Genomic DNA, 25,336 nt, shown 5'->3' on the forward strand with positions numbered 1-25,336 from the left:
GGGAATTGTCGTCATACAACGCAGCGCGAAGAGAGATTAAATCATGTCGCGAAAGAGCATGTCGGACTTTGTCTCGGAGCTTGAAAAGCTCGGCCAGCTCGTTCGGATCGCAGAGGAAAAACGGGCCGACGAACTGCCTTCGCTGATCGACGCGGTCCATGACAAGGCCGTGCTCGTCGAAAAGATCAAGGACCACGACTTCCCAGTCCTGGCCGGAGCCTATTCGAACCGGACGCAGTACGCTCACGCGCTGGGCTGCGACCCCCGGGCCGTCAGCGCCAAGCTGGGCGAGCTCGCCCACCGGCGCATCCCTCCCGTGGTCGTCGACACCGCCCCGTGCAAGGACGTCATCCGTAAAGGCGACGATGTCGATCTGACGCGCTTTCCGCTGTTCCTCCACCATCCCCACGACGGTCACGCGTATATCCAAGATGTGAATGTGGTCTCCCGCCACCCCGACTCCGGGCTCATAAACTGGGGCATGTACCGGCTCATGTACCGCTCCAAAAACGAGACCAACGTCGATATGAGGAACGACAGTCACAACTCCCGGGTCAACGCCAAGCGCTACCAGGAACTCGGCCGTGACATGCCGGCGGCGATGGTGGTGGGCGGACCGACCCTGGACAAGATCGCGAGCATGTTCTCGTTTCCCGGCGTCGACGATTGGGATGTGCTCGGCGGCTTTCGCGGGGAGCCCGCGGAAGTCGTCAAATGCGAGACGAACGATCTCACCGTGCCGGCCAACGCGGAGATCGTGCTGGAAGGGCGCATCATCACTACCGAAGGCTGGATCTATGACGAAGGCCCGTATGGCGAGTTCACCGGAACCTACGGCGGAGGGCTGCCGAGCAACTGTCGCTTCATCGTGGACTGCATCACTCACCGCAAGGGCGCGATCTTCCAGCACGCCACCATCGGCGGGCTCAAGCCTGGCCTCACGGACATGCAAATCTTCAACCTGGCCGTCGAAGGCGACATCCACTCGGCGCTGAAGGCCGCGGGAATTCATGTACTGGATGTTTTCATGCCGCCGGGCGGATGCACGAACATCGCCTATGCGCGCATCAAGACCCGTGGCGGAGGAGACGCCAAGCAGACGCTGGCCATCATGCTCAGCTGCTCCCGGCAGTGGTTCCCCAAACTCGCCTATGTCTTCGACGAGGACGTGGACATTTTCGACGACGACCGCGTGAAGTGGGCGATGGCGTGGCGCTACGACCCGCATAAGGACACGCTCATCATCCCGGAGCTCAACGTTCTGCCGCTCGACCCCCTGGGTCGCACGGACAAGCCGCCAGTCTTCATGTCCAAGGTAGGCTTCGATTGCACCATCCCGCTGGTTGGCGGCTATGACCTCGAGTCTTTCCGGGCCTGCGCCATCACCGAACCGCTGGGGGCCATTCCGGCCGGCGTCACGGCGCTCTCGGAGGAACAGCTCACCGAACGCATGGCGGATTTCATCCGTTCCGCGCCTCGAACCTGGCTGGAAATCCTGAAGGAATTCCACGGGCAGCCGAATCCCTTGTTGTACAGGGCTTTCTCCAAGCTGGGCCGAATCGCCGACCGCAGGCCGCAATATCCCTACGCTTTCGCCGAAACTTGCTTCGTCTACGAGAAAAGCAAAGACGGGAAATAACAACGCGCCGGAGCCGGTATCGGAGACTGCTCCATGAGGCCCATCAGCGGCAGGGGAACTCGCCATGAAAAAGATACGCGGTGTGTTTATGCGCGGCGGCACGAGCAAGGGGGTCTATTTCCACGTCAACGATCTGCCCGCCGATCCGGTCCTGCGCGACGAGGTCATCCTCGACGTCTACGGCGCCCCGGACATCACCGAGATCGACGGTTTGGGCGGGTCCAACGTGCTCACCAGCAAGACGGCCATCATCGGCCCGAGCGCACGCCCTGACGCCGATGTCGACTATACGTTCGGTCAGGTCATGTTCACCGAACCGCTGGTGGACTACCGGATCAATTGCGGCAATATCTCCGCCGGCGTCGGACCTTTCGCCGTGGACGAGGGATTGGCGGCGGCGGTCTCGCCGGTGACCAAGGTCCGCATCTACAACACGAATACCGACAAGATCATCGTGGCCGAGGTGCCGGTCGTCGACGGCAAGGCGGCGGTGGCCGGCGATTTCGCCATCGATGGCGTGCCAGGGACAGGAGCGAAAATTCTCCTGGATTTCGCTGGCACCGGCGGCACTCTCGGCAAGGGCCTGCTGCCGACCGGTAATGCCGTGGAAACGCTCGAGGTGGAGGGTTGCGGCGCTTTCACGGTTTCCATCGTGGACGCGGCCAACCCGGCAGTGTTCGTCAAGGCGGCGGACGTGGGCCTGACCGGCGGCGAACCTTTCGAGGCCGTGCTCGGAAACCAGGGCCTCGGCGACCTCGCAGACAAGATACGCGGCGCCGCAGGGGTCAAGCTCGGGCTCTACGAGAACCTCGTGACGTTCCTTAAGACCAATCCGACCATGCCCTTTTGCGTTTTCGTCGGCCCGCCGATCCCCTACGCCAGCTTCCAGAACGGAACGGCCATCGCGGCGGACAGCTACGACGTCAAAGCGATCATCCGCTTCGCGGGAGCCTACCACCGGACCTATTCGGGCACGGGCGCAGTGTGCACAGCGGTGGCGTCACGGCTCGCCGGCACCGTGGTGAACGCCGTTTTGTCCGAGGCGGCCAAGGCTGCCCCGATAATTCGGATCGGTCATCCCTGCGGGAAGTTCGAGGTGGAAATCGCCCTGGAAAAAGCCGGCGACGGCTACGTGATCCGACGCGCCGCTTATGCCCGCACGGCGAGACGCATCATGGAAGGCTTCATTTCCTTGAAACCGTGGGCCGACGCCGTGGACTGCCTGTAAGGCGATCCAAAAAGAAGAGAATGTCCGATGGAACAGAAGCATTACCTTGCCGAAACTCTGGCCGATTTCTGCTTGGCCGCCTTCGCGGGGGACCTGCCGCCGGACGTGGCCGCATTCCTGCCGAAGCTGCTGATCGATAAGATCGGGCTGGAAATCGCCGGAAGTCGGTTCCCCTGGACCGAGGGCGTCCGCCGAGCCGTGACGACCTTTCCGGCCGTGGGCAAAGCGACGACAGCCTACCATGGCGACCGTCTTTCGCCCCAGCAGGCGGCCTTCATAAACGCCAGCGCCGGCCATGCTCAGGATTTTGACGACACCAACGTCCGGGCCAGGCTCCATGCCTCGGGCATCATGATCCCCGTAGCCCTGGCCATGGCCGAGCAGGTCGGGGCCAAACCGGTCGAAGCAGCCAAGGCCATCGCCATCGGGATGGAGGCCATGACCCGCATCGGTTTCGCCATTCCCGCCAGCCATGCCCGGGGGTTCCACACGCCAGACGTAGCGGGGCCCTTCGGCGCGGCCGTGACAGCCGGCCTCCTCCTCGGCTTCGACAAGAAGGCCCTGGTCAATGCCCTGGGCATCTGCGGCAGTTTTGCCGGCGGGGTAGAGGAATACACGCGCACCGGCGGCGAGGTGAAACGTTGCCTACCCGGCATCGCAGCGATTGCCGGCATCAATGCCGCCTATTTGGCCAGGCAGGGCCTGACCGGGCCGGCTTCGATTCTCGAAGGCGACCATGGCGTCTGCAAGACCTTTGACGACGGCGCGCATATCGGACGGATCGCCGACGGTCTCGGTCACGACTGGCTCATGCTGCAGACGGCGTTCAAGCCCTACAACTGCTGCTACGTTATCCACTCGGCTCTGGAGGCGTTCCTGTCCATCTGCGACAAACGTGGCAGTCGGCCCGAGGACATCGAAAAGGTCGAAGTCGGCCACAGCAAGTTCGGCGTAGACCATGTCGGAGCCATGCGCCATCCCGAGGACGCCGTGTCGGCTCAGTTCAGCTGCAACACCATGCTGGCTATCGCCTTGGTCAACGGCCCCCCGGGGGAATACGACGTCACGGACGAAGTCGTCAACGACCCTCGCATACGCGAGCTTGCCGCGAAAATCACCATGTTCATCGACCCGACGGCCGAGAAGGAGCAGTTTGAGGGATTTGGCAGCATCGTCATAGTCACGCTTCGCTCCGGTCAGAATTACGAGGAGCGCGTGCGCCATTCCAAAGGCACGCAGCAAAACCCCATGTCGATCGAGGAATTGGAAGCGAAGTTCCGCAAAAACCTCGCGCCGCTGGCGGCGCCCTCGAAAATCGAAGCTCTGTTGGGAATGCTGCGCGGGTTTATGGGACTAGACGACCTGACCGTCCTGATGCAGGCCATGAGCCGCGAGCAGCTGGCCTGAAAGTCGTCCCGGGGCGCGACGCCCGACGCACGTGGTATTTGCAGCCCCACCCGCAGATCGGCTTCGCACCCGACTGGGCCAAACACGGCCGCGCGGCGCCCTTCAAGCGCAATGATGCGTTGCTCGACATCGTGCCGAAGGGCGTGATGCACTTCCCCGGCACGGGCATCAACGACAACCTCGCCGACAAGGCTAAGAAAGCTCGGCATCCCGGTCTGGAGGTTCGGCGGCGCGTGAGCGCCGCACCCAGACGTGGTCTATTGTCGAGCTCTCTTGGGCCGTTTGGGCGCAGGAGTCGGAAGTTGATAGGCGGTTTTCTGGATTAGACCACCGAGCCATTCCCTATCGTCCCACCGACCCGCGTCGATCAGCAAGCTCGGCTTGGCTCCCGGATACGGCGGAGTTTCGACCGGATCGACTGTCAATGCTCGCCCCGCCGCCGTAATTTTAAGGAACAACTGATCGCGGCAAATCACCGCCACCAGCTTGCCATCAAACCATAGTTCGTAATCTCCGAACATTTTCCGCGCCGACACGCTAACGAGATCGGAAAGTTGATCGAGAATGAAGTCGACGGTTTGTGTTCGCGTGGCCACGGTGGACTCAGCGGCTGACCGGGGAACAGATCTCGATCAGGCACCCGTTGATATCCCGGACATAACCAACAAGCTGCCCCCACGGCTTTTTGACGGGCGGAGAGACCGCGCCCGCGCCCGCATCGATGGCCGAGGCATAAGCCTGAACCGGGTCTTCGGTGACAAGCGCCACTTCGAAGCCGCCAGCAACGTCACCCTTCCGGTTGGGCCTGATGGCAAGGCCGTTGGCTTCCGCGATCGCCTCGCCCGCAAAGGCGAGTGTTGTCTCGCCGGTTTCGAGCTCAGCATAGAGCTGGCTCTCATGCACGAAACGGCGCTTCAGGCCGAAAGCCCGCTCATAGAAATCGACGGTGGCCAGCACGTCGCCGACGTAAAGAATGGTGTATCCAAGTTTCATGCGGCCGATAATACAGATCGTCGATGGCTCAGTCTTGAAGAAAAGGGACGGTCAAATCGGAAGTCCGGCCAGCACGGACGTCACGGGCTTTGCGGCGCTGATGCCACCCATGTGCCGAAAGGTTCGGGACATGTGGGGCTGATCGGCAAAGCCCGCTTCGAAGGCGGCTGCGACCGCGTCGAGACCGGCATCACGCCGGAGCCGGAGCGCACGGTGGAATCGTACGATCGACGTATATTGCTTGGGCGTAAGACCTGTTGCCCCAGAAATTTTCCGTCGGACAGTCTTCGGATGAACCCCATGTGATCGCGCGACATCCTCGACCGACACCCGGCCGCCGGTCACGTGAAAACTGTCAATCAGGGAAAGCGCAACCAAGTCGATCACGGCGCCTGAGCAACGCTCGGCAACGAAAGCATCGAGCTGTGCAGCGATCTGTTCAATCGATAGCCCGCACAATCGCAATTGTGAAAGCGCTGGGATGAGCGCCAGAGTATCCTGGCCAACGAAAACGCGATTGACGAGTGGTGCGAGTTCTATGCCGAGTACGGCGCGAGCAATGCCGGGGCGCAACCTCACGCCTACGAACGCCGTATTTCCGGCGAGTGGAACCAGATGAAATCGCGTAGCGGGTCCCGCGATCACCGGAACGACGTCTCCTAACGCCGACTCACCGTCGGAATGGAACCGCAAAATCAGGTCGCAGCGCCCGTCGGGCAAGACGCGATGCTCGCCGTCCATCTCTGCAAAGTAACGCCAAGCCGCCTCAACCGGCGCGACACGATCGCCGATCCGAATGCTTTCCGAGTAGCCGGGCGGCAATGGCATGAAATGATTACTCCATGTGTCTCACTGAACTTCAGGCTCCAGCGTATCACGAAGCTGGCGGAACATCTCGCGTGTAAACCATGTGTCCAGAGAGAGTCCTCTTCACCTTTTCGCAAGCGGGCCAAGCCGCTTCAGGATGAGAGCATGCAAGGTCGTGGGGAGTATTACCTCCGTGGTCATCCAATCCGCGAGCTCGAGAGCTCCAGGTGGAAACTTTGGCAAGGTCGATCGAACGCATGCCAAACGCGATTGGCGCGCCTGACCCATTGGTTTGACGCCGCTCATGTCGGAGATGTCAAAGGCCCCGCCGCAGCCCAGCTACACGTTAACGACCTAATTGAACATCTTCACGCCAATCAGCTTGCACTCGTGAGCTATGGACTGAGATGCCGCGATCTGCAGCCAATTGCAACCGCTTTCGTCGAAAGCGCGGTCAACGAAATTCCTTCAAAACGCATGATCAAAAAACAGCAGATGCGATGGAATAGATGGGTCCGTACAGCCCTTCCTCGACGTGCGCGTCGCCGTTCTCAACAAAACACTCGCGGGTTTCTTCAGGCGGCTCTATCCAGATTTCCAACCAGACGATGAAAGCTACCCAGCGGGCCTTGCAGCATGAAGCCCCCCACGATTTTGCATGCTCTCTTCCAGAGCGTTCCGGAACTCGACGTTCATATCGAGGACTTCATCGCAAGCTACAACGAAACCGCCTCAGACCATGTTTCGCGGATCACTGATTCCGGATACTAGCTTTAACGAGTGATGCATGGCGTTCGCTTTTTATACACCTGTAAAGAGCGCGATGCGTCTAACAATTTTCTGAACATGAGTTGCGGGCGCTCACAGCGCCCAAGTTTCGAGAAAGCCTATTATCTTCAGCAGTCTTTGGTCGTGGTACACCCCTTGCTGAAGGGTTGGCGCGCAAGCCGGCGATGCTTTTGGCCCAAGCAACAATCACCAAATGCGGCAATCGCTATCAAGCGCGAATGAGAACCCGCGTCAAACCCGTGAACTGGCGTCAGCCAGCGCTCACGAATTCGGCGCTGCTCAAGATGTAAATGGAGGAAAAGACATGGCCATCAGTCTCGCCACGAACGCGGCGACCGATGCTTTCAAGGTCAACCGCGCTCCGGTCGGCGTCGAGCCGCAGGAGGTCCACAAGTGGCTCCAAAGCTTCAACTGGGATTTCAAGAACAACCGCACGAAATATGCCACCAAGTATCACATGGCGAACGAGACCAAGGAGCAGTTCAAGGTCATCGCCAAGGAATACGCCCGCATGGAGGCCGCGAAGGACGAGCGCCAGTTCGGCACGCTCCTCGACGGTCTCGCGCGTCTCGGCGCGGGCAACCGCGTGCACCCGCGCTGGGGCGAGACGATGAAGGTTATCTCAAACTTTCTCGAGGTCGGCGAATATAACGCGATCGCGGCTTCTGCGATGCTATGGGACTCAGCCACGGCCGCCGAACAGAAGAACGGCTATTTGGCCCAGGTGCTCGACGAAATCCGTCACACTCATCAGTGCGCCTTCATCAACCACTATTACTCGAAACATTATCACGATCCGGCGGGACACAACGACGCGCGCCGCACCCGCGCGATCGGCCCGCTGTGGAAGGGCATGAAGCGCGTGTTCGCCGACGGCTTTATCTCCGGCGACGCGGTGGAGTGCTCTATCAACCTTCAGCTTGTTGGTGAAGCCTGCTTCACCAACCCGCTGATCGTGGCGGTCACCGAGTGGGCCTCAGCCAACGGCGACGAGATCACGCCGACCGTGTTCCTCTCGGTCGAGACCGATGAACTCCGTCACATGGCCAATGGCTATCAGACGGTCGTGTCGATCGCCCATGATCCGGCTTCGGCGAAATATCTGAACACCGATTTGAACAACGCGTTCTGGACCCAGCAGAAATATTTCACGCCGGCGCTTGGCTACCTGTTCGAATATGGCTCCAAGTTCAAGGTCGAGCCTTGGGTGAAGACTTGGAACCGCTGGGTCTATGAGGACTGGGGTGGAATCTGGATCGGCCGCCTCGGCAAATACGGTGTGGAGAGTCCCCGCTCGCTGCGCGATGCGAAGACGGACGCCTATTGGGCGCACCACGATCTCGCGCTCGCCGCCTACGCTCTTTGGCCTTTGGGCTTTTCGCGCCTGTCCCTCCCGGACCAAGAAGATCAGGAGTGGTTCGAGGCGAACTATCCGGGGTGGGCCGACCACTACGGCAAAATCTACAACGAATGGAAGAAGCTCGGCTACGAGGACCCCAAAAGCGGGTTCATCCCCTACGCCTGGCTGCTGCAGAACGGTCACGATGTTTACATCGACCGCGTCTCGCAGGTTCCGTTCATTCCGTCGCTGGCGAAAGGTTCTGGGTCGCTGCGCGTACATGAATACAACGGCAAAAAGCACTCGCTCACGGATCAATGGGGCGAGCGGATGTGGCTGACGGAGCCGGAGCGCTACGAGTGCCACAATATCTTCGAGCAGTACGAGGGACGCGAGCTGTCCGACGTGATCGCCGAAGGCCATGGCGTTCGCTCAGACGGCAAGACGCTGATCGCCCAGCCCCACGTCCGCGGCGACAATCTTTGGACGCTCGACGATATCAAGCGCGCGGGCTGCGTCTTTTCAGATCCGTTGGCCAGGTTCTGATCGAAGTCGCCTCTGCGGCTTTGAACGGAAGGCGCCGGGCTCAAGGCCCGGTGTCGACCGCCGGACGCGCACGCCCGGCGCAATAAGCACGAAGCATCAAAACCCCTCAATGGAGGAAACTTGAAATGTCTCAACCGCAACAGAGTTCCGCGGTCACCAAGCGGGGTCTGATCGATCCCGAACGCGCCGCCGTCATCCTCAAGGCCGTTCCTGATCACGCGCTCGACACCCAGCGCAAATATCACTACTTTATCCAACCGCGCTGGAAGCGCCTTTCCGAATATGAGCAGCTTTCGATCTATGCGCAGCCCAATCCCGACTGGATCGCTGGCGGCCTCGATTGGGGCGATTGGACTCAGAAGTTCCATGGGGGCCGTCCCTCATGGGGCAATGAGTCAACCGAGCTGCGCACGACGGATTGGTATCGCCATCGCGATCCGGCGCGCCGCTGGCACGCGCCCTATGTGAAGGACAAGTCCGAAGAAGCCCGCTACACCCAGCGCTTCCTTCAGGCCTATGCCTCGGAAGGCTCGATCCGCACGATCGACGTCTACTGGCGCGACGAGATCCTCAACAAATATTATGGCGCGTTGCTCTACAACGAATATGGCCTATTCAACTCGCACTCCTCGGTCGGCCGCGACTGCCTGTCCGACGTGATCCGCCAGACGGCGGTGTTCGCCAGCCTCGACAAGGTCGACAATGCGCAGATGATCCAGATGGAACGTCTGTTCATCGCCAAGCTCGTTCCGGGTTTCGACGCTGCGACCGACATACCGAAGAAAATTTGGACGAGCGATCCGATCTACGCAGGCGCCCGTTCGACCGTCGAAGGGATATGGCAGGGTATCCAGGACTGGAACGAAATCCTCTGGGCGGGCCACGCCGTCTACGACGCAACTTTCGGCCAGTTCGTACGGCGCGAGTTTTTCCAGCGTCTGGCGACGGTCTATGGCGACACGCTGACGCCGTTCTTCACGGCGCAGTCGCAGACCTATTTCCAGATCACTCGCGGCGCGATTGAGGATCTCTTCGTCCACTGCCTTGCCAACGACCACGAGTTTGGCGCGCACAATCGCGCGTTCCTGCACGTCTGGACCGATCACTACCTCGGCCAGTCGGTCAATGCGCTCAAGGATTTTGTTGGTCTCTACGCCAAGGTCGAAAAGGTCGCCGGAGCGACCGACAAGGCTGGCGTCAGCCAGGCGCTGCATCGCGTCTTCAGCGACTGGAAGGCCGATTACGCCGACAAGATCAGCTACAAGGTCAACGTCGATCAGCAGGTCGACGCGATCCTGGCCGGCTTCAAGAACTAAGGAATCGCTCAAATGTCCACTGCGCACAACGCTTACAACGCCGGCATCATGCAGAAGACCGGCAAGGCTTTCGCCGACGAGTTCTTCGCCGAAGAAAACCAGACCGTGCATGAGTCGAACGCCGTCGTCCTCGTCCTGATGAAGAGCGACGAGATCGACGCCATCGTCGAAGACATCGTTCTCGGCGAAGGCAAGAAAAAGAATCCATCCATCGTCGTGGAGGACAAGGCGGGCTTCTGGTGGATCAAGGCCGACGGCGCGATCGAAATCGACGCCGCCGATGCCGCCGATCTGCTCGGCAAGCCCTTCTCAGTCTACGATCTTTTGGTGAACGTCTCCTCGACGGTCGGCCGCTCCTACACGCTCGGCACGAAATTCACCATCACCTCCGAACTCATGGGCCTCGATCGCGCCCTGACCGACATCTGACCTGCCGGGTCCATTTATAAGGATTGCGTCAAATGGCGAAAGCAGAACGAATTCACGAAAACGCCACTCGCACGGAGTGGGAAGGAAAGATCGCCAAGCTGGCGAGTATCGAAGCGGCGACGAAATTCATCCAGGACTTCCGCATCGCCAACACTTCACCCTGGCGTAAGAGCTACGATCTCGACCTCGATTATCAATTCATCGAGCGCAAAATCGAAGAGAAGCTTTCGCAGCTGAAGGTCACGCAGTTTAAACCGGCGGAGCTCGTCACCAAGGCGACGACTGGCGAAGACGCCGTCGCCGTTGAGCAGGCGTGGATCGCGAAGATGAAGACAGCCAAGAGCAAATTCGAGGCGGAGCGGATTCACGCGGAATTCCGTCAGCTCTATAAGCCGCCGGTTCTCCCAGTGAACGTGTTCCTGCGCACGGATGCGGCGCTTGGCACAATCCTTATGGAGCTACGCAACACCGATTATTACGCAACTCCGCTCGAAGGGCTGCGTGAGCAACGCGGCGTCAGAGTTCTTCATCTCGCGTGAGATCGCGCGCCTACTCTCATGCGTTTCAGGCCCGGGCGTAGTTGCCCGGGCGTTATCGCGTCTTGTAAGGATTACCATCATGCAACCGAGCCAGAACACCAATCTTCAAGACAAGGACAACGGGGCCGGCTTGACCCAGCCGATCGAGCCGACCTTTCCCAACGCCATTCTCATATATGCCGACTCCCGATACGCCGCTCACGCGACCGATCTCGATTACATGTGGCATTGGGAGATCCGTCGCGACGGCGAGTTCGTGCAAGAGGGCTGTTCCTTATCGGAATCATCGTCGCGCGAGGCGGTCGCTCATGTGATCCGACACTTCGAACTCCAGGAACAGGCGCGCGCCCAACAAGGCGGCTACGCGGACGCCATTCGAGAGTTACTGCTCGACGTCGGCGTGGCGCAGTTTTTGAGCCGTGACGAGAGCACGGCTCCGGTCGAACCCCGTTGAAGGCGGCTTAAAATGTATCAGGTGATAATCGAAACCGAGGAAGGTGAAACCGTATCGTTCGAATGTGGACCCAGCGAAGACGTGATTTCCGCAGGGCTCCGCCAGAGCGTCATTCTGCTGTCGTCCTGCCGGGCCGGCGGCTGCGCGACCTGCAAAGGCGAGTGTACGGACGGCGACTATGAATTGGTCGACGCGAAGGTTCAGGCCCTGCCGCCCGACGAAGAAGAAAACGGCATGGTGCTGCTCTGCCGCACCTATCCGCGGAGCGATCTGCACATTCTGGTCCCTTACACGCACGATCGTATCTCCTTCGAAGCGATCCAGACCAATTGGATCGGCGAGATCAAGATTTACGACAAGGTCTCGTCAAATGTGGTGAGGCTGGTGGTTCAAGTGCTCACAGCCGACGGAAGCGCACCGATCGCCCTCAACTTCAAGCCTGGTCAGTTCATCGATATAGAAATTCCTGGAACGCATACGAAACGCTCCTATTCGATGGCTTCCGTGTCCGGCGACTGCTTGCTGGAGTTCTTCATTCGCATCCTTCCAGACGGCGCTTTTTCGAAGTTTCTCACAAATGAGGCGAAGATCGGAATGCGCATTAATATGCGGGGGCCAGCGGGATCTTTCGGCCTCCACGAGAACGGTATGCGTCCTCGGTATTTCGTCGGCGGCGGCACAGGTCTTTCCCCTGTGCTGTCCATGATCCGGCAGATGAAAAAGGAGGGCGACAATCGGCCGGCGAAGCTGTTCTTCGGCGTCAACCGGTGTGACGAGCTCTTCTATCTCGACGAGCTCAAATCGCTGCGGGACGGGATGTCGAACCTCGACGTGCTGGTCGCCGTGGTCGAAGGAGCGGAGCGCAAGGACGTCGCGCACGGCACCGTCATCGATCTGCTACGCGAGGAGCTGCTGATCCGCGCCGCTGATCCAGACATTTATCTTTGCGGTCCCCCCGGCATGATCGACGCGGCCTTCGCGGCGGCGGCGGCGGCAGGCGTACCGAGGGAGCAGGTCTATCAGGAAAAATTTCTGGCCAGCGGCTGAGCTTGCCCTTAAATGCGCGCCGCTCACTATCTTCGCGCGCTAAATAACGGCCCGCCCAGGCGTTCGCAGAGGGCGGGCTTCTTTTTTGAATTTAGTAGCTGACCGCCTGTCCCACCGCTGCTCGGATGAAACACGCGGCTCGGGCCAGATACGCGTCACGCCCGAGGGTCTTCCCTCGTCACTGCGGCGTCGTGCGGATCGAAGCCGAAAGTCGGATCGGCTGGCGGCCGGGTCATGACGGCGCATTCCACCGTCATCATCGAGGAAGCTGTGCTCACAGCATTGCGCAGAGCAAGCCGCGTCACGCGCACGGGGTCGATGACGCCGGCTTCATAGAGATCGCCGTAGACTCCAGACTGCGCGTCGAACCCCCAGAACTCCTCGTTGGAGCGGCCCAGTTCGAACATCACCTCATGCGCGTCGTGTCCCGCGTTTTCCACAATACGACGTAGCGGCTCGGTCAGCGCACGTTTGACGATGGCGACGCCGTGAGTCTGGTCGAGATTGTCGCCCCGGAACGTCGAAAGCGCGCTTTGAGAACGGTAAAGGCCGACGCCTCCGCCCGCGACGACTCCGCCCTCGCGCGCCATCCGCGCCGCATTGAGTGCGTTGTCGATGCGCTGCATCCTTTCCTTGATCAAAATATCCGACAGGCCTCCCGCCTTGATCGTGACGATTTTTCCGGAGAGTGCGCCGACCCGGTCGTTCAGCTTTTCGAGTTCTCGCCTCTTGCCGCTCGGCGAGCCTTGCCTGGGATCGCCGTTCTCGATCCAATCGATCTGCTGTCTGACGCTCGTAAGACGCTCGGCAATGGCGCCGGGGTCGCCGGCGCCGCCGACGACGAGCGTCTCCTCCTCGCCGACGATGACACGGCGCGCGCGCCCAAGATGCCCTAGCGTAACTTTGCGCAGATCGTCGCCGCAGGCCTCGAGGACCGCCCGGCCTCCCGTCAGCGCCGCCAGGTCGATCAGAAAATCATATCGTCCGTCGCCGTAACCTGGCCCTTTGACGGCGATGGAGCAGAGGTTCTTACGGATATGATTCAGCAACAGCGCCGGCAGCACCTCCTCGGCGATGTTTTCGGCGACTATCAATAGGCTGCCGCCCCGCTCCCGCACCAGTTCGAGCACGGGAACGAGTTCGCCTAGGTCGCTGATTACGCGGTCGTAGATCAGAATGTAGGGCTGCTCCAGCTCCGCGACCTTACGCGAACTGTCGGTGATGAAGTAGGGTGAGCGATAGCCTTGCGCCCAGCGCATGCCCTCCGACGTTTCGATTGCATCCGAGACGCCGCTGCCGAGTTCGACCGACATCACGCCGTCGCCCGCGAGATCGAACGCCTCTGCCACGAGCGCGCCAATGCTTTCGTCCCCGGAAGCGAGTTTGGCGACATCCGCAAGCGCGCGCCTGTCCGAGCACGGCCGGGCGCGGCGAGACAAATCTTCGTCGACGGCGCGCCAGGCCTTCTCCATACCGAGCGAGACGTCGCGCGGGTTCATCCCCGCGGCGAGCGCCTTACGAGTTTCGCGCGCCAGGCGTCGGGCCAGAATCACGGAGGTCGTGGAGCCGTCGCCAGCCTCCTTGGCGACCGTGGTCGCCATGTGCCGCATCAGCGCAACGCCAGCCTTGCCCATCGCGGCAGGCGGCTCGACCGCCTGCGCGACAGTCGCGCCGTCCTTGGTCGCCACGGGCGGCAGGCCATCAGCGCGATGCTCGATGATGACGTTTCGCCCGAGCGGGCCGAGCGTCACGGCGACCGCATCGGCCAGCGTATCGACCCCGTCGAGGAGGCCCTTCCGGACCGTGTCGCCAAAATGAATGTCTCTCGCCATGCCCCATTTCCTTGGTTTGTGTCTGCGTCAGAGTTTTCCGCGCGGTTTCGTTGGAATGATTTCGAGATCCTCGCGGCCTGCGTTCAGGATCATCGCGCTTCGGCCGGCGACGGCGCGGCGCGAACGGTTTGTCTGCAAGCGGTTCCAGACGCGGATTAGCGAACGATCGTCGGAATCGAGGCTTCGCCGCACTTCCTCCATGTCGATCTCTTCGAGGGCGCTCAGCCAGAATGCGCGCAGTTCCCCGCAGCGTTCTTCGCCGAGCTGCCCCATGAGACGGGCTTCCTCTTCTTCAAGCAACAGCAACGTCGCATCTAGACGACGCGCCACCTCCTCGATGAAGTCTTTTTCCTCCGGTCTCATCGGCGACCTCCCGGGCGTCAAATTTTGGAGATGATGCGTTTGTCGCTTCGTAAGCCATAACGCGCCATCTTGTGGTAGAGCGTTGCGCGAGTGATGCCGAGCGCGCGGGCGGCTTTGGCGACGTTGCCTTCGCTCGTGGTCAAAGCCGTACGAACGGCGCGCGCTTCCCAGTCGGCGAGACCACCCGGCTCAATGCGATGAGGATCGTCATCCGCGACCTCATGCCTCAACGCATCCTCCGTCTCGAAGCGAGACGCGGCGAGGGGCTTTGAAACAAGGCTCATTTCTTCGAGAAAATCCCGCGGAAGGTCGGCCACCTCAATCACGTGACCCCGTGTAACGGCGATCAGCGAACGCAGCACGTTGCGCACTTCGCGAATGTTTCCCGGCCACGGATGTTTGAAGAACAGCCGCCAGACCTCGTCGCTGGGTTTCTTTTCTGCGGTGAGGCCGAGCGACTGATGCTCCTGACGTAGCAGCTGGGCGATCAGCTGCAGCCGATCGGGCCTTTCGCGCAACGGAGGCAGCCACAACTGAACCCCGTTCAGCCGATAGTACAAATCGCGCCGGAACGACCCCTTTTGCACCATTTGTTGCAGGCTGCAATTGGTGGCGGCGACCACTTGCACATCAACGGAAAGCGGCCTGTTCCCGCCGATCGGAACAACTTCTGAGGATTCCAGCACCCGCAAAAGCGTCGCCTGGAGATCGAGCGGCATATCGCCGATTTCATCGAGGAAGATGATGCCTTTGTCAGCGTCGACAAATTTACCGTTTCTTCCTTTCGAGCGTGCGCCAGTGAAACTGCCGCCTTCGTAGCCAAACAACTCGCTCTCGATCAGTTCGCGCGGAATGGCCGCACAATTTATTGCAACGAGCGGTCGATCGCTCCGCGATCCGCAGGCGTGGAGACGGCGAACGAGATAATCTTTGCCAACGCCAGACTCGCCGGTAATCAGCAGAGGAATTTTTTGCACTTGGAGATTTACGGCCTTCTGTAAGGCCGTATCCAAAATCGAATCTCTCCACTCGGCAGAGCGAGGAGCCGTAGCTTTCTCATTGGTGAGAGGCCGGCTCCCCGGCTTACGGGGCGACAAATAGGACGATCGTGCGGTTTCAGGCCCAAGGCGTCGACTTTCGACGCGCAATGGTCGTCCCGTCTCGGAAAGAACGTGGACCTCTCCTTTCGACTCCGTCAGGGCCGCGATCTCGACCTGAATAAGGCTCGAAAGCGAACGGCCGAGAATCTGTTCGCGGGTTAGCCCTCCAACCAATTCGAGGGCGGATTGATTGGCCCCTTTTACAATCCCGTCTTCTGAAACTGCGATTCGCCCCTCCACCAGGCCGGCGCGGCCAGAACTATTTTCGGCGACATCGCCGTTGCGCAGACGCAACAATTGGCCGGACGAAAAAAAGTAGTCGAAGAGTTTTTCTTCGAGCAGTTGGCAGGCGAGTTTCAGGAAACCGAGGATGAGGCTCGCGGCGTCTCGACGATCGGTGACGATCCCGACGAGCGCTTTGAGGCCGCCGTCGGGGGCGAGGATCGGACAGCCGGCCGTGGCGTAAGGGTGAAATGCGCGAGCGAAATGTTCCTTGCCGTTGAACGCCGCCGGCGCTTTCAACAGGCCAGCCGTGCCGATTCCCGTATTACCGATCTCGGCTTCGCTCCAATCGGCGCCAATCCGAACCATGCGCACGCCACCCGGCCGCACGTCCAATCCTGCGTCGAGAATATAGATTAACCGGCCGGCGGTATCCGACAGCAGCAAAGTCACGCTGCTTTCGTCGAGATAGGACCGGAAATCATAGACCATCGCCGAAAGGGTCGCGGCGAAGGCGCCGCACCAGCCACGCCTCCATAGCTCGAAGTCCTTGGGAGAGGCGGTCGCCGGATTGTTCCGCGGAGCGAGATCGAGACCTGGAGGCAAGTGATGTTCATCGATACAGCGCGCCCAGGCTTCCGCCACCCTTGGTCGAACCCAATCGGCGCCCGAGGGCGGTTGGCCGGACTGCTTCATCCAATCCCAGGCTGTGCCTGGTCGATCCAGGCCATAAAGCCCGGCATCATCCGCCAAGTTCACGGCGGGTGTCGCCGTCGGCGCGCAGAGTGGCTCGCTCTGCCTCGTCATTGTGTTCCGCATTGGAAAAATTCCGATGTGTCGCGCGGGCGAGCCCGGCGATGACAGAGGAGAAAGGGAGCGCCACGCGAATTTACGCAGCCTTGACGCAGAGCGCGGTCGAGCGCTCGCGTTCAAGAGGCCTGGATTAGTTCGTCGCAGCGTTCGCCAAATAATCGCGAAATTTCGAGAGCAGACAGGTTTAGGCGTCAGCGCCTCTGGCGCCCGCCGCTGCGCGCCGCATCGCCACCTGTTCCAACCCACCGGCGAGGTAGTCTACCCCGCACGCCAGGAGCGCACCGATCAGCAGCGACAACAGAATGCCAAGAGCCGGATTAGCGAGCGAGGGTGTCAGGAAGGCGCCTAAAGATCCGATCCCCGCGGTCCCTGCGATCGCCGCATAGCCGATGAGGAGTGCGCCGAAGTCGCTGATCCGAGGCGATCGGCTGGCAAAGAACAATAGGGCCAAAGACAAGGCGACGGAAATCGCGGACCAGATTGCGAAATCGAAGACCCGGCCCAATGTGGCGTGTTGGACGGCTAACGCGATCGCTGCTAACGCGAAAGCCGCGCCCACCAGATTGTGAAGAACGGATTGGCCAAACCCACTCAACTTGCCGCCAAAACGGCTGTAACTCGCCCATCCGAGCAAAAGGGCGAGAATGCGTAGACCGTGCTCAGCGCCCGGCCCAAAGGCTATGTAGGCTGTGAGCCCACCGATCACCGCGACGGCGACGATACGAAAGATGAGAGTGAGGTTCATGATACGCTCCCTGAGCGCGCCCGAATTTGTTATCGGGGCTTGTCCGAGGTGTTGATCCCGCCGTCGGCTGTTCCTGCGAACGCCGCCTTCGGCATGTTACAAATTTTGCGGGAGTCAGACGGAGCGCTCGGGGGGCGCGCGCGGAGAAATTGGCCGGATTTCCGGGCTGTCGTGTGAGCGGCGTTCGGCGATGAAACAAAGGGGCGCTTCCGAACGGTCTTCCGCGAGCACGAAGCTCAAAATGCGCGAAATCTCCGCCCCTGTGAAAACAGCGTTGTGAAGAACACAGCACGCGCCAGAATGATGAGTCGGCGGTGAAAGAGGTTGGGATGCATCGTTGGACGTCGCCGCGTTCGACACGCAGACAACGCTGAACATCCATCCATCATCCGCGAGGGCGCCAACCGAAAAGCTGAGAAATATCGCTTGTAGGCTAAAGAGCAGCGCCGCGGCCAACCCCAAGGTCGGCCGCCTCACACGCGATGTTCTAAGAGCCTTCGCTTTCAAGCGAGACACCCCAAAATACCCCGTTTGAATGATAGAAGTGGCCCAGAGTGCGGTCAAGGCGTTCGGTCGATCCAGCGCGCGGCATGGTGTCGCATGATTTTTGGTTCGTCGGGAGCAAGGCGGTTCGTCGTTGCGCTGATTAAAGATGCGCGTTGAACGCACATCTCGACTCTCTCTTCCTTGAGCGGTTGCACAGCGAAACATCTGCTTCGGTACGCTTGCGACTTGCCCATCGCGGCTGGCGGCGCCGCTTCACGCAAGCATGCAGCTATCATCTCATGTGCAGGCGATGCGCGAGACGATCGTCGTCGTCCAGCCGCGTCGAGCTTCCTCGAAACTACGACCCAGGGATGCGATATCCATTGCTACTAGGCTTCATCGAAGCGTCAGTTTTCATGGGCGTCGCTATCCGGCGCTCGAGACGTCGGTGCTCGCCAGGCGTCTTGAGAGGCCCCGGCTGCCGAGGAAACATCGAGCAAGGCTTCCAACTTGGCCACGGCCGCGTCACGCTGCTCGACGAGCGACAAGAGCCCTACCGTATGCCCACGCATGTCGACGAGATAGACCAGCGGCGAGTGATCGAATGCGTAATCTCCGTCGTCCAGTTTAATCTTGCGAAAGTAGACTTGGAACGACCTCGCCGTCGCCTCGACTTCCGCCTGCGATCCGGTCAATCCGACGAATGCCGGTCCGAAGGGATGTAGATACTCTGACAGGATTTTCGGGTTGTCGCGTTGGGCGTCGAGCGTGACGAAGTAGACCTTCAGTCTGTCGCCTCGCGAGCCCAGCATGCGCAAGAGTTCGGACAATTCCGAGAGTGTCGTTGCGCACATGCCCGGACAGTGCGTGAAGCCGAAAAACACTGCGTAGGGCCGCCCCAGCAAGTCGCGTGTGTCTATCACTTCGCCATCATGCGAGGTTAAGCGAAAGGCGGCTTGGAAGAGTGCGCGGGGCGCAGGTTCGGTATGGAAAGCTGTCGTACCGAGCAAGGCGACGCCAGCCGCGCAGGCGATGGCCGTCCCGCGAAACCCTGTGATTGCTGGACGGGTTTGCAGCCATTCGCTGCATTTCGCCACGAGAGTTACTGCGCGGACCATCGAGCTTCTCCTTATCCTTCGACGACGGGCAACGCGCGCCCCTGGTTCCCGAAGCCAGAACAATGCGCTGCATATGGGCTGGCGATCGCAATCTGTTCGCCGATCAACCTACAGCCTCGGGCGTCGTGGGCGGTTGCCCGTAGCGTCAACAGGGACAGAACGCTTGCGAGACCGCCTATCTCGACCGAATGCGCCCAACGGACGAACCGGAAGGATGCGAGAACGGCAAGACTGAGGAGTCTGCGAGGCCGACGGTAGCGACATGGAGTAGTTGGGAGGGCCATCATTGGGAATCCGAATGGTGCGCTGGGTCATCTTTAAAATAGGTCTTTCTCTGCCGGTTAAGCAAATAGTAGTAGACTATATCGCCGTGGCACGAGGTCGCGTCTTTATTATATACGTGTGTCTATTTACTGTGCGTCCCCGTTTTGCAGCGGTGTGCGGATATTATACGGCAGCGTCAAGTTTCTATACATATGCCTCGCGTGCCACTCCCTCGTCGCGGCCGCTCTCTGCATGAAGCCGACACGACGATTAACGCCCACCGAGAACGCCAAGGTCATCGTTTTGAAGCGCGCCTCGCCCAGCTTCGTCATCCTGCGCAAACTCGCGATGCGCTTCCGAAGCATTCTGCGCGGTAAAAACCTGATAAGCTCAATGACTGGCTTCATGACGCGAAGCATTCCGGGGTGCGCCTGATGCAGCAATTTGGGCGAACGTTGAGCCGAGATATAGACGCCGTCAGGAACGCCATCATAGAAACATTGGAGCAGCGGGCAGGCCGAGGGCCAAATCAATCGTCTCAAAACGTTAAAGCGGCCCATGTATGGTCGCGCAGGCATTGAGCTGCTGCGAGCTCGAATGCTTCCGCTCGAAACGCCGATCTGCACGTAAAGTGACGCAGACCCCGCCAATTGGCTCCCGACAGCGGCTTGATGAATCAGCAAGCTCGTGGAAGCGAAACCTCAAAAGTCGCCCCGCTTCCGCACGTCTCACGGATCGATATTCGGCCGCCGTGACTTTCCACGATCTCCTTCGAAATCGCCAGGCCTAGTCCAGTTCCGGGAGCGCAATTGCTCTTCCGCCAAAACGGCTCGAAGATGCGCTCGCGATCCTCTGGAGCGATTCCAACGCCGTGGTCGACGACCTCTATCGTCGCGTCCCTAGAAACTATCACTTGAACCGTGCCGTCCTCGGGCTCGGCTCGGCACGCGTTCTCGACGAGATTGACAATCACGCGCTCCAGCGCGTAGCGGTCGCATTTGACCATCACCGGCTCGTCTGGACGATCAAGCTCAAGGTTGCGGCCGTTCGCTACAGCCAGCGGCATGTAGTCCAGGATCGTCGTCAAGGCGAGCTCCCTGAGATCCGCCAACTCGAAGGCTGCGGTTTTGCCTTGCGACATTTGCGCGGCGCTCAGCAGCTGCTCGACAACGGTTCGAATTCGACGAGCGTCACGCCTAAGCTCTTGAAGAAAGGTCGCCTCGTCCGGATTGTCGATACGGGAACAAAGAACGGTTATCGGGGTTCTCAACTCGTGGGCGGCATTGGCCAGAAATCTCCGCTGCGCCGCTACGCTGTGATGGACGCGAGCCAGCGCATCGTTAACTGCTGTGACGAACGGAATGACCTCTTCGGGCACATCCTCATCTGGGATAGAAGATAGCGACTTCGCATCAATGTTTGCCGCCTTTGCCGCAGCGGCGCGCAACGGCGCGAGACCCTGGCGAACGAGAAAAAACGCTGTGAGCGCGGCGGGAAGAACGAATGGGGAAAAGGTCGCCAGAGCGAAGGGACTGAACATCATACTCACCAAATACACGAGATCACTGAGATGGAACGTGTAGCCATAGACCACCATGACGACTTTACCGACGCGGGTTTGGACCGGTCTCAAGATGCCCACGAGATCAGGGTCGAACCTCCCCGACAAATGAAATCGTATCGCAGTTACGTCACCGTCCCACTTGGAACGAATGGCCTCCAGTAGGATTTGCGACGAGCCCTCTGCGACTTCTCCGCTCGATGCATCCCATCCGGCATAGAGGAACGAAGGGGAATCGCGAAGATAATCGCGAAGCGTAACGCCGCGCTCGAATCGGAGCCTATTGTCGACGTCGCGCCGAAGCGCATTGACGACGATCTCCTGCGCTTGTCCTTCGCCCCATCCGTTCAGGCTCTGGTTCGTGGAAGGACTTAGGCCGGACGTCGCAGCGATAATCGTGAAGATCGGCAGCATGGCGCTGAGGACGAGCTGCACGAGGAAGAGATAGACGAACAAACGAAAGGAAAGGGAGCGATGTCGTCTCATTTGTCGGCCTTGGTGAGCATGTAACCGACGCCTCGCGCCATGTGAATTTTCACCCCTGCCTTGCGGTCGTCCAAACGCCGTCGCAACCGCATCACGAGAGAGTTCAAGGCGCTTTCTTGAACATTATCGGCAAAGCCATAAATTTCTTCCATGATCGCTTCACGCGGCGCCATGCGCCCACAATTTCGTAAAAGCACCTCGAGCAGCGTCAATTCGCGCCCGTGGATCAGGATCGACTCGCCGTTGATTACGACGTCGCGTAGATTGGGATCGTAGGAGATCTCGCCCACTTTTATAGGTGGAGCATGGCTTCCGCCGGAACGCCGAAGGCTCGCGCGAATTCTCGCCATGAGTTCATCCGAGTCGAAGGGCTTGGTGAGATAATCGTCGGCTCCCGCGTCCAACCCTTCGACGACCGCATCCTTCGCGCCGCAAGCGGTAAGAATTACGACGCGAACGCCGGGCTGCTCGCATCTAAGTCGCGGCAAAAGCCCCAAGCCATCGCCATCGGGCAATCTTCTATCGAGAAGGACGAGGTCATAGGTGTGGACGCGAGCTACTGCGCATGCCTCGTCGATCGAGACCACGTGGTCGATCGCAAAGCCGGAACGGCCCAACAATCTGGATATTGCACGAGCCACGTCCACCTCGTCTTCGACGACGAGAATTCTCATTTTGGCCTCCTCAGATTACGCGCGCTCATATTGGGTCGCGGGTTCCGCCTGACCGCGCGCCCAAGCGTCTAGATTGTGGCAAAAATGTCACACGCGCAACAAATTCATGAACTCAGTTCGGATGGAATTTTCATGGCATTTTCGACTTCTATCAACGGGGACGCGAATGAACGAGACGGCGCGTGGCGAGCGCGGACCGCGAGCGGACAAGGCTGAATGACGATCTATCGACGAGAATTGATGGACCACGCGACCCGGGCGCTCCTCGCCAGGGACGTCGCGCTGGCATTGGTTCTCGTCATCGGCTTTGTTGTCAGCGCGACGGGGGTCGACCGCCTTTCGAACCAGGTCGAGCGCGCGTCGATTTCAAGCTATGCCCAAGCGTGTCTCGGCTCGCGGGCAGACGGCGAGAACACGCCAGCGCCCTTCCGTCATGTCTGTTTGGACTGCGTCATTTGTCTCGGAAGGACGGATGACGTCGTTCCGCAGGCGACATTCCAGCTCACACGCCAAGGGCTCGTCGTTCCCCCTCCAGCGTTCGCGAAAATCGTTTACAGCTTCGCTCAGTCCACCTTGCCGCAAAGGCTCGTCGGCTGGAGCAGTTCTTGGTCCTCCCGAGGTTCTCCGTCTCGCGCCGCGACCTGAACGCGCCGCGATGCGGCCGCGTCTCTTTTCCCGACCCGGCAAATAGCGGCGATGCGCCGCTCTCGGAGAACACCATGAACCGCTCTGTAATCTTGCGCGGCGCTTCCGCATGCGCTCTCGCTTTCGCCTTTGGCTCCAAAGCGCTCGCGCAGCAATCGCTCCCCCCCATCGACGTCGGGGCAAGCCGGCCTCAGACCGGAGCTAGGGGATCTGTTCCGCCCGCGAACAGCTCTGTGACGCAATCGACGGCCGCCTCCCCGGTCGACCCCGAGGCCTATCTGGCCCCAGACGCATCCGTCGGCACCAAGACCGATACGCCGATCATGGAGACGCCCTTGAACATTCAGGTCGTCTCGCAACAGGTCTTGCAGGACCAGCAAGTCACGACCCTCGACGAGGCGTTGACCAATGTGAGCGGCGTCAGCGTCGGCGGAGGCGGAGCTTTTTCAAACGGCGGCGCCTATGGAGTCGTCTTTCTTCGCGGCTTCAGGACCGACACACATTTTCGCAATGGATTTCGGATCGATGGCTTCGGGAACAACAATGCCCTGCTCGACCAGCAATTCGCCAATGTGCAGAGCGTAGAGGTCCTCAAAGGGCCCGCGGCGATCCTTTATGGCGCGGTGGAGCCGGGCGGCCTGGTAAATGTCACGACAAAGCAGCCCTCGGAGACGCCGCACTATTCGCTTCAGCAACAATTCGGCTCATACGCGGCCTACCGCACCACGGCCAGCGCTACAGGCCCACTGAACCAGGATAAGTCTCTTCTATATAGATTGGACGCCTCATACGAAAATGACGGCTCTTTTGTAGACCTTGGATACACGCGGAACCTATTTTTTGCGCCTGTACTACAGTGGAATATCGATCAATCGACGAAACTTAAGCTAGAATTGGAATATCAGAATTCAAACATTGACCAGGTTTATGGATTTACGCCTCTGGTCTATGGTGCGCCATTGCACACCGAGCGTTCAATCAACTACGGTGAGAGATCTCCTTTCAACGAAGAAACACTCTTTTCTGGCCTCAGCTGGTCGCACGACTTCAATAAAGATTGGTCGATAAAGCAACAGGTAATGATGAACAGAGATAAGACGGCTGCGGCGCAAATTGAGCCGTTCTTCATCGCGCAGCAAAATACATTCTCGCTTCCTACGCCGCCGTTTCCTCCATTTACATCTTCTTTTCTAACACCATCAACCGTTGGAAATTTAGTCGATCGGTTTTCAGAGCCATATTCCTTAAAAACAGATATTTATTCAACAACTGTCGATGTCGTCGGGAACTTTGACACGGGCCCTCTTAAGCATACGTTGTTGCTTGGGGGCGATTATTATCGATATAACTACCGGGGAGATCTGAGTACGACCTTCAATTTATCCATGATAACCGTTCCTTTTCTGGGTATCAATCTTCCAAATTTCACGGGCGGTTCGTTAACAAGCCTTTGGGCGCCGTTCCACCCGGGCACGCCCTTTGGGCCTGCTGCGCCATTGTACGCGTTCGCGGGCCAAGCGGACAACTTGGGTCTTTACGCTCAGGACCAAATCAAGCTGCCGTATGGCTTCGAGGTTCTGGGCGGGCTGAGATACCAATATCTCAATCAAAGGAATCAGTTCACCGACGGCAATTGTTTCGCCACGGCGACCTGCACGCTCGACTTCCTGGTCAAACGCTATGGCGAACTCGATCAAGTCGTGACGCCTCGCGTCGGCTTGCTTTGGCGTCCGCGGGAATGGGTAAGTTTCTATGGAAACTATACGGAGGGTTTCAGCCCCAATCTCGGCAAGATCTCGAGCGACGGAACTCTGATTGCTCCGAGCAGCGCCAATCAGTGGGAGGGTGGCGTCAAGCTAGAGCTCTTCGACGGCCGCGTGCGCGCGACCGGCGCCTATTACCATTTGGTCAAGACGAACATCCCGGTTCAGGCCATCGGCACGCAATTTTACACGACTGTCGGCGCGGCGCGAAGCCAAGGCCCGGAATTCGACCTCCAAGGCGAGATCCTTCCTGGTTGGAAAGCGATCATCGCCTATGCGAACACCGATGTCATCTACACAAAGACCAACCCGATCCTCGATCCGGCGCACCCGGTCGGCTCGCGTTTCGAAGGCGTGCCGAGAAACACGGCGAGGCTGTTTTCGACATATGAATTTCAGCTAGAGCCCTTGCGCGGATTGAAGTTCGGCGGGGGATATACTTTTCACGGAACACAACCGGCCTGGAATTTCTCCGGCATAAACTTTCATACGTACCAAGTTCCGAGCTACGGCGTCGTCGACCTGCTCGCCGCTTATGAGTTTTCGGTCGGAACGTCCAAGCTCACCGCCCAACTGAACGTCGCCAATCTGTTTGATCGCAAATATTACACGGACGCCGAGGTTCAGCATTTTCCAACGGTTCCATTCGACGCGCAACCACGTTTGTTCGGCAATCCGCGCATGCTCAAAGCATCTCTGAAAGCCGAGTTTTAAGCGTGACGAGGAGGTCA

22 protein-coding genes and 1 pseudogene are annotated in these 25,336 nt (G+C 59.6%); 13 read left to right on the forward strand and 10 right to left on the reverse strand.

The window, feature by feature from the left end:
- The first annotated feature begins 58 nt into the window (after nucleotides 1-58).
- The 4 genes and pseudogenes from H2LOC_RS14380 to H2LOC_RS21815 all read left to right on the forward strand — a co-directional run.
- Entirely contained in the window at nucleotides 59-1,639 is a 1,581-nt protein-coding gene (locus H2LOC_RS14380; RefSeq protein ID WP_210251881.1) for a UbiD family decarboxylase, read from the forward strand.
- A gap of 64 nt (nucleotides 1,640-1,703) precedes the next feature.
- Nucleotides 1,704-2,867 carry a PrpF domain-containing protein gene (locus H2LOC_RS14385; RefSeq protein ID WP_136497674.1) on the forward strand — a complete coding sequence of 388 codons (1,164 nt, stop codon included), beginning with the start codon at nucleotides 1,704-1,706 and terminating at the stop codon, nucleotides 2,865-2,867.
- 27 nt (nucleotides 2,868-2,894) lie between these two features.
- Complete coding sequence (locus tag H2LOC_RS14390) at nucleotides 2,895-4,274, forward strand: MmgE/PrpD family protein (protein WP_136497675.1); 1,380 nt, start codon at nucleotides 2,895-2,897, stop codon at nucleotides 4,272-4,274.
- A 50-nt stretch (nucleotides 4,275-4,324) separates the two neighbouring features.
- A pseudogene (locus H2LOC_RS21815) lies at nucleotides 4,325-4,511 on the forward strand (hypothetical protein); the annotation flags it as partial.
- 20 nt (nucleotides 4,512-4,531) lie between these two features.
- Here the strand turns inward: H2LOC_RS21815 and H2LOC_RS14395 are convergent.
- The 3 genes from H2LOC_RS14395 to H2LOC_RS14405 are packed head-to-tail and all read right to left on the reverse strand — an operon-like array spanning nucleotide 4,532 to nucleotide 6,095.
- The gene (locus H2LOC_RS14395) at nucleotides 4,532-4,870 is read right to left on the reverse strand and encodes a TfoX/Sxy family protein (protein ID WP_136497677.1); all 339 of its coding nucleotides are present in this window, start codon (nucleotides 4,868-4,870) and stop codon (nucleotides 4,532-4,534) included.
- A 7-nt stretch (nucleotides 4,871-4,877) separates the two neighbouring features.
- Nucleotides 4,878-5,267 (reverse strand): VOC family protein, encoded by a 390-nt coding sequence (locus H2LOC_RS14400; RefSeq protein WP_136497678.1) that lies wholly within the window; start codon nucleotides 5,265-5,267, stop codon nucleotides 4,878-4,880.
- 51 nt (nucleotides 5,268-5,318) lie between these two features.
- Nucleotides 5,319-6,095 (reverse strand): helix-turn-helix domain-containing protein, encoded by a 777-nt coding sequence (locus tag H2LOC_RS14405; protein WP_136497679.1) that lies wholly within the window; start codon nucleotides 6,093-6,095, stop codon nucleotides 5,319-5,321.
- 1,072 nt (nucleotides 6,096-7,167) lie between these two features.
- Here H2LOC_RS14405 and mmoX point away from each other — a divergent pair.
- From mmoX to mmoC, 6 genes are all read left to right on the forward strand, one after another.
- Nucleotides 7,168-8,748 carry an aromatic/alkene monooxygenase hydroxylase subunit alpha gene (gene mmoX / locus H2LOC_RS14410; RefSeq protein ID WP_136497680.1) on the forward strand — a complete coding sequence of 527 codons (1,581 nt, stop codon included), beginning with the start codon at nucleotides 7,168-7,170 and terminating at the stop codon, nucleotides 8,746-8,748.
- Nucleotides 8,749-8,873: 125 nt separating this feature from the next.
- A complete protein-coding gene (gene mmoY / locus H2LOC_RS14415) occupies nucleotides 8,874-10,064 on the forward strand; it encodes an aromatic/alkene monooxygenase hydroxylase subunit beta (RefSeq protein WP_136497681.1) in 1,191 nt (396 codons plus the stop codon).
- Nucleotides 10,065-10,076: 12 nt separating this feature from the next.
- Nucleotides 10,077-10,493, forward strand: coding sequence for a methane monooxygenase regulator MmoB (mmoB, locus tag H2LOC_RS14420; RefSeq protein WP_136497682.1), 417 nt, complete (start codon nucleotides 10,077-10,079; stop codon nucleotides 10,491-10,493).
- Between the two features lie 32 nt (nucleotides 10,494-10,525).
- Complete coding sequence (gene mmoZ / locus H2LOC_RS14425) at nucleotides 10,526-11,032, forward strand: aromatic/alkene monooxygenase hydroxylase subunit gamma (RefSeq protein ID WP_136497683.1); 507 nt, start codon at nucleotides 10,526-10,528, stop codon at nucleotides 11,030-11,032.
- Nucleotides 11,033-11,111: 79 nt separating this feature from the next.
- Entirely contained in the window at nucleotides 11,112-11,486 is a 375-nt protein-coding gene (mmoD, locus tag H2LOC_RS14430; protein ID WP_136497684.1) for a soluble methane monooxygenase-binding protein MmoD, read from the forward strand.
- A 12-nt stretch (nucleotides 11,487-11,498) separates the two neighbouring features.
- Nucleotides 11,499-12,533 carry an aromatic/alkene monooxygenase hydroxylase FAD-binding subunit MmoC gene (gene mmoC / locus H2LOC_RS14435; protein ID WP_136497685.1) on the forward strand — a complete coding sequence of 345 codons (1,035 nt, stop codon included), beginning with the start codon at nucleotides 11,499-11,501 and terminating at the stop codon, nucleotides 12,531-12,533.
- A 155-nt stretch (nucleotides 12,534-12,688) separates the two neighbouring features.
- Here mmoC and H2LOC_RS14440 read toward each other — a convergent pair whose 3' ends face one another.
- The 5 genes from H2LOC_RS14440 to H2LOC_RS14460 form a co-directional block, all read right to left on the reverse strand.
- Nucleotides 12,689-14,365 (reverse strand): Hsp60 family chaperonin, encoded by a 1,677-nt coding sequence (locus H2LOC_RS14440; protein ID WP_136497686.1) that lies wholly within the window; start codon nucleotides 14,363-14,365, stop codon nucleotides 12,689-12,691.
- 27 nt (nucleotides 14,366-14,392) lie between these two features.
- Entirely contained in the window at nucleotides 14,393-14,728 is a 336-nt protein-coding gene (locus H2LOC_RS14445) for a hypothetical protein (RefSeq protein ID WP_136497687.1), read from the reverse strand.
- Between the two features lie 17 nt (nucleotides 14,729-14,745).
- The gene (locus H2LOC_RS14450; RefSeq protein ID WP_246206841.1) at nucleotides 14,746-16,857 is read right to left on the reverse strand and encodes a sigma-54-dependent Fis family transcriptional regulator; all 2,112 of its coding nucleotides are present in this window, start codon (nucleotides 16,855-16,857) and stop codon (nucleotides 14,746-14,748) included.
- 190 nt (nucleotides 16,858-17,047) lie between these two features.
- Nucleotides 17,048-17,608 (reverse strand): DUF1097 family protein, encoded by a 561-nt coding sequence (locus H2LOC_RS14455; RefSeq protein WP_136497689.1) that lies wholly within the window; start codon nucleotides 17,606-17,608, stop codon nucleotides 17,048-17,050.
- A gap of 893 nt (nucleotides 17,609-18,501) precedes the next feature.
- Entirely contained in the window at nucleotides 18,502-19,212 is a 711-nt protein-coding gene (locus tag H2LOC_RS14460; protein WP_136497691.1) for an SCO family protein, read from the reverse strand.
- Between the two features lie 516 nt (nucleotides 19,213-19,728).
- Here H2LOC_RS14460 and H2LOC_RS14465 point away from each other — a divergent pair.
- Nucleotides 19,729-19,911 (forward strand): hypothetical protein, encoded by a 183-nt coding sequence (locus tag H2LOC_RS14465; protein ID WP_136497692.1) that lies wholly within the window; start codon nucleotides 19,729-19,731, stop codon nucleotides 19,909-19,911.
- A 241-nt stretch (nucleotides 19,912-20,152) separates the two neighbouring features.
- Here the strand turns inward: H2LOC_RS14465 and H2LOC_RS14470 are convergent, their stop codons facing one another.
- Together H2LOC_RS14470 and H2LOC_RS14475 are read right to left on the reverse strand one after the other, a co-directional pair.
- Entirely contained in the window at nucleotides 20,153-21,523 is a 1,371-nt protein-coding gene (locus tag H2LOC_RS14470; protein WP_136497693.1) for a sensor histidine kinase, read from the reverse strand.
- Nucleotides 21,520-22,197 carry a response regulator transcription factor gene (locus tag H2LOC_RS14475; RefSeq protein ID WP_136497694.1) on the reverse strand — a complete coding sequence of 226 codons (678 nt, stop codon included), beginning with the start codon at nucleotides 22,195-22,197 and terminating at the stop codon, nucleotides 21,520-21,522. Before H2LOC_RS14475 ends, H2LOC_RS14470 begins: the two co-directional genes overlap by 4 nt.
- Before the next feature lie 216 nt (nucleotides 22,198-22,413).
- Between H2LOC_RS14475 and H2LOC_RS14480 the strand changes: the two genes are divergently transcribed.
- Entirely contained in the window at nucleotides 22,414-22,842 is a 429-nt protein-coding gene (locus H2LOC_RS14480; RefSeq protein ID WP_136497695.1) for a hypothetical protein, read from the forward strand.
- Nucleotides 22,843-22,916: 74 nt separating this feature from the next.
- Nucleotides 22,917-25,319 (forward strand): TonB-dependent siderophore receptor, encoded by a 2,403-nt coding sequence (locus H2LOC_RS14485; RefSeq protein WP_136497696.1) that lies wholly within the window; start codon nucleotides 22,917-22,919, stop codon nucleotides 25,317-25,319.
- Nucleotides 25,320-25,336: the final 17 nt, after the last annotated feature.

The organism is Methylocystis heyeri (assembly GCF_004802635.2).
GTDB classification, from domain to species: domain Bacteria; phylum Pseudomonadota; class Alphaproteobacteria; order Rhizobiales; family Beijerinckiaceae; genus Methylocystis; species Methylocystis heyeri.

What these genes read in the sequence shown, in the direction of transcription:
- H2LOC_RS14380 (WP_210251881.1), top strand. Translation starts at nt 59, where the DNA reads ATGTCGGACTTTGTCTCGGAGCTTGAAAAGCTCGGCCAGCTCGTTCGG.
- H2LOC_RS14385 (WP_136497674.1), top strand. Translation starts at nt 1,704, where the DNA reads ATGAAAAAGATACGCGGTGTGTTTATGCGCGGCGGCACGAGCAAGGGG.
- H2LOC_RS14390 (WP_136497675.1), top strand. Translation starts at nt 2,895, where the DNA reads ATGGAACAGAAGCATTACCTTGCCGAAACTCTGGCCGATTTCTGCTTG.
- H2LOC_RS14400 (WP_136497678.1), bottom strand. Translation starts at nt 5,267, where the DNA reads ATGAAACTTGGATACACCATTCTTTACGTCGGCGACGTGCTGGCCACC.
- H2LOC_RS14405 (WP_136497679.1), bottom strand. Translation starts at nt 6,095, where the DNA reads ATGCCATTGCCGCCCGGCTACTCGGAAAGCATTCGGATCGGCGATCGT.
- mmoX (WP_136497680.1), top strand. Translation starts at nt 7,168, where the DNA reads ATGGCCATCAGTCTCGCCACGAACGCGGCGACCGATGCTTTCAAGGTC.
- mmoY (WP_136497681.1), top strand. Translation starts at nt 8,874, where the DNA reads ATGTCTCAACCGCAACAGAGTTCCGCGGTCACCAAGCGGGGTCTGATC.
- mmoB (WP_136497682.1), top strand. Translation starts at nt 10,077, where the DNA reads ATGTCCACTGCGCACAACGCTTACAACGCCGGCATCATGCAGAAGACC.
- mmoZ (WP_136497683.1), top strand. Translation starts at nt 10,526, where the DNA reads ATGGCGAAAGCAGAACGAATTCACGAAAACGCCACTCGCACGGAGTGG.
- mmoD (WP_136497684.1), top strand. Translation starts at nt 11,112, where the DNA reads ATGCAACCGAGCCAGAACACCAATCTTCAAGACAAGGACAACGGGGCC.
- mmoC (WP_136497685.1), top strand. Translation starts at nt 11,499, where the DNA reads ATGTATCAGGTGATAATCGAAACCGAGGAAGGTGAAACCGTATCGTTC.
- H2LOC_RS14440 (WP_136497686.1), bottom strand. Translation starts at nt 14,365, where the DNA reads ATGGCGAGAGACATTCATTTTGGCGACACGGTCCGGAAGGGCCTCCTC.
- H2LOC_RS14445 (WP_136497687.1), bottom strand. Translation starts at nt 14,728, where the DNA reads ATGAGACCGGAGGAAAAAGACTTCATCGAGGAGGTGGCGCGTCGTCTA.
- H2LOC_RS14450 (WP_246206841.1), bottom strand. Translation starts at nt 16,857, where the DNA reads ATGACGAGGCAGAGCGAGCCACTCTGCGCGCCGACGGCGACACCCGCC.
- H2LOC_RS14455 (WP_136497689.1), bottom strand. Translation starts at nt 17,608, where the DNA reads ATGAACCTCACTCTCATCTTTCGTATCGTCGCCGTCGCGGTGATCGGT.
- H2LOC_RS14460 (WP_136497691.1), bottom strand. Translation starts at nt 19,212, where the DNA reads ATGGTCCGCGCAGTAACTCTCGTGGCGAAATGCAGCGAATGGCTGCAA.
- H2LOC_RS14465 (WP_136497692.1), top strand. Translation starts at nt 19,729, where the DNA reads ATGAAGCCGACACGACGATTAACGCCCACCGAGAACGCCAAGGTCATC.
- H2LOC_RS14470 (WP_136497693.1), bottom strand. Translation starts at nt 21,523, where the DNA reads ATGAGACGACATCGCTCCCTTTCCTTTCGTTTGTTCGTCTATCTCTTC.
- H2LOC_RS14475 (WP_136497694.1), bottom strand. Translation starts at nt 22,197, where the DNA reads ATGAGAATTCTCGTCGTCGAAGACGAGGTGGACGTGGCTCGTGCAATA.
- H2LOC_RS14480 (WP_136497695.1), top strand. Translation starts at nt 22,414, where the DNA reads ATGACGATCTATCGACGAGAATTGATGGACCACGCGACCCGGGCGCTC.
- H2LOC_RS14485 (WP_136497696.1), top strand. Translation starts at nt 22,917, where the DNA reads ATGAACCGCTCTGTAATCTTGCGCGGCGCTTCCGCATGCGCTCTCGCT.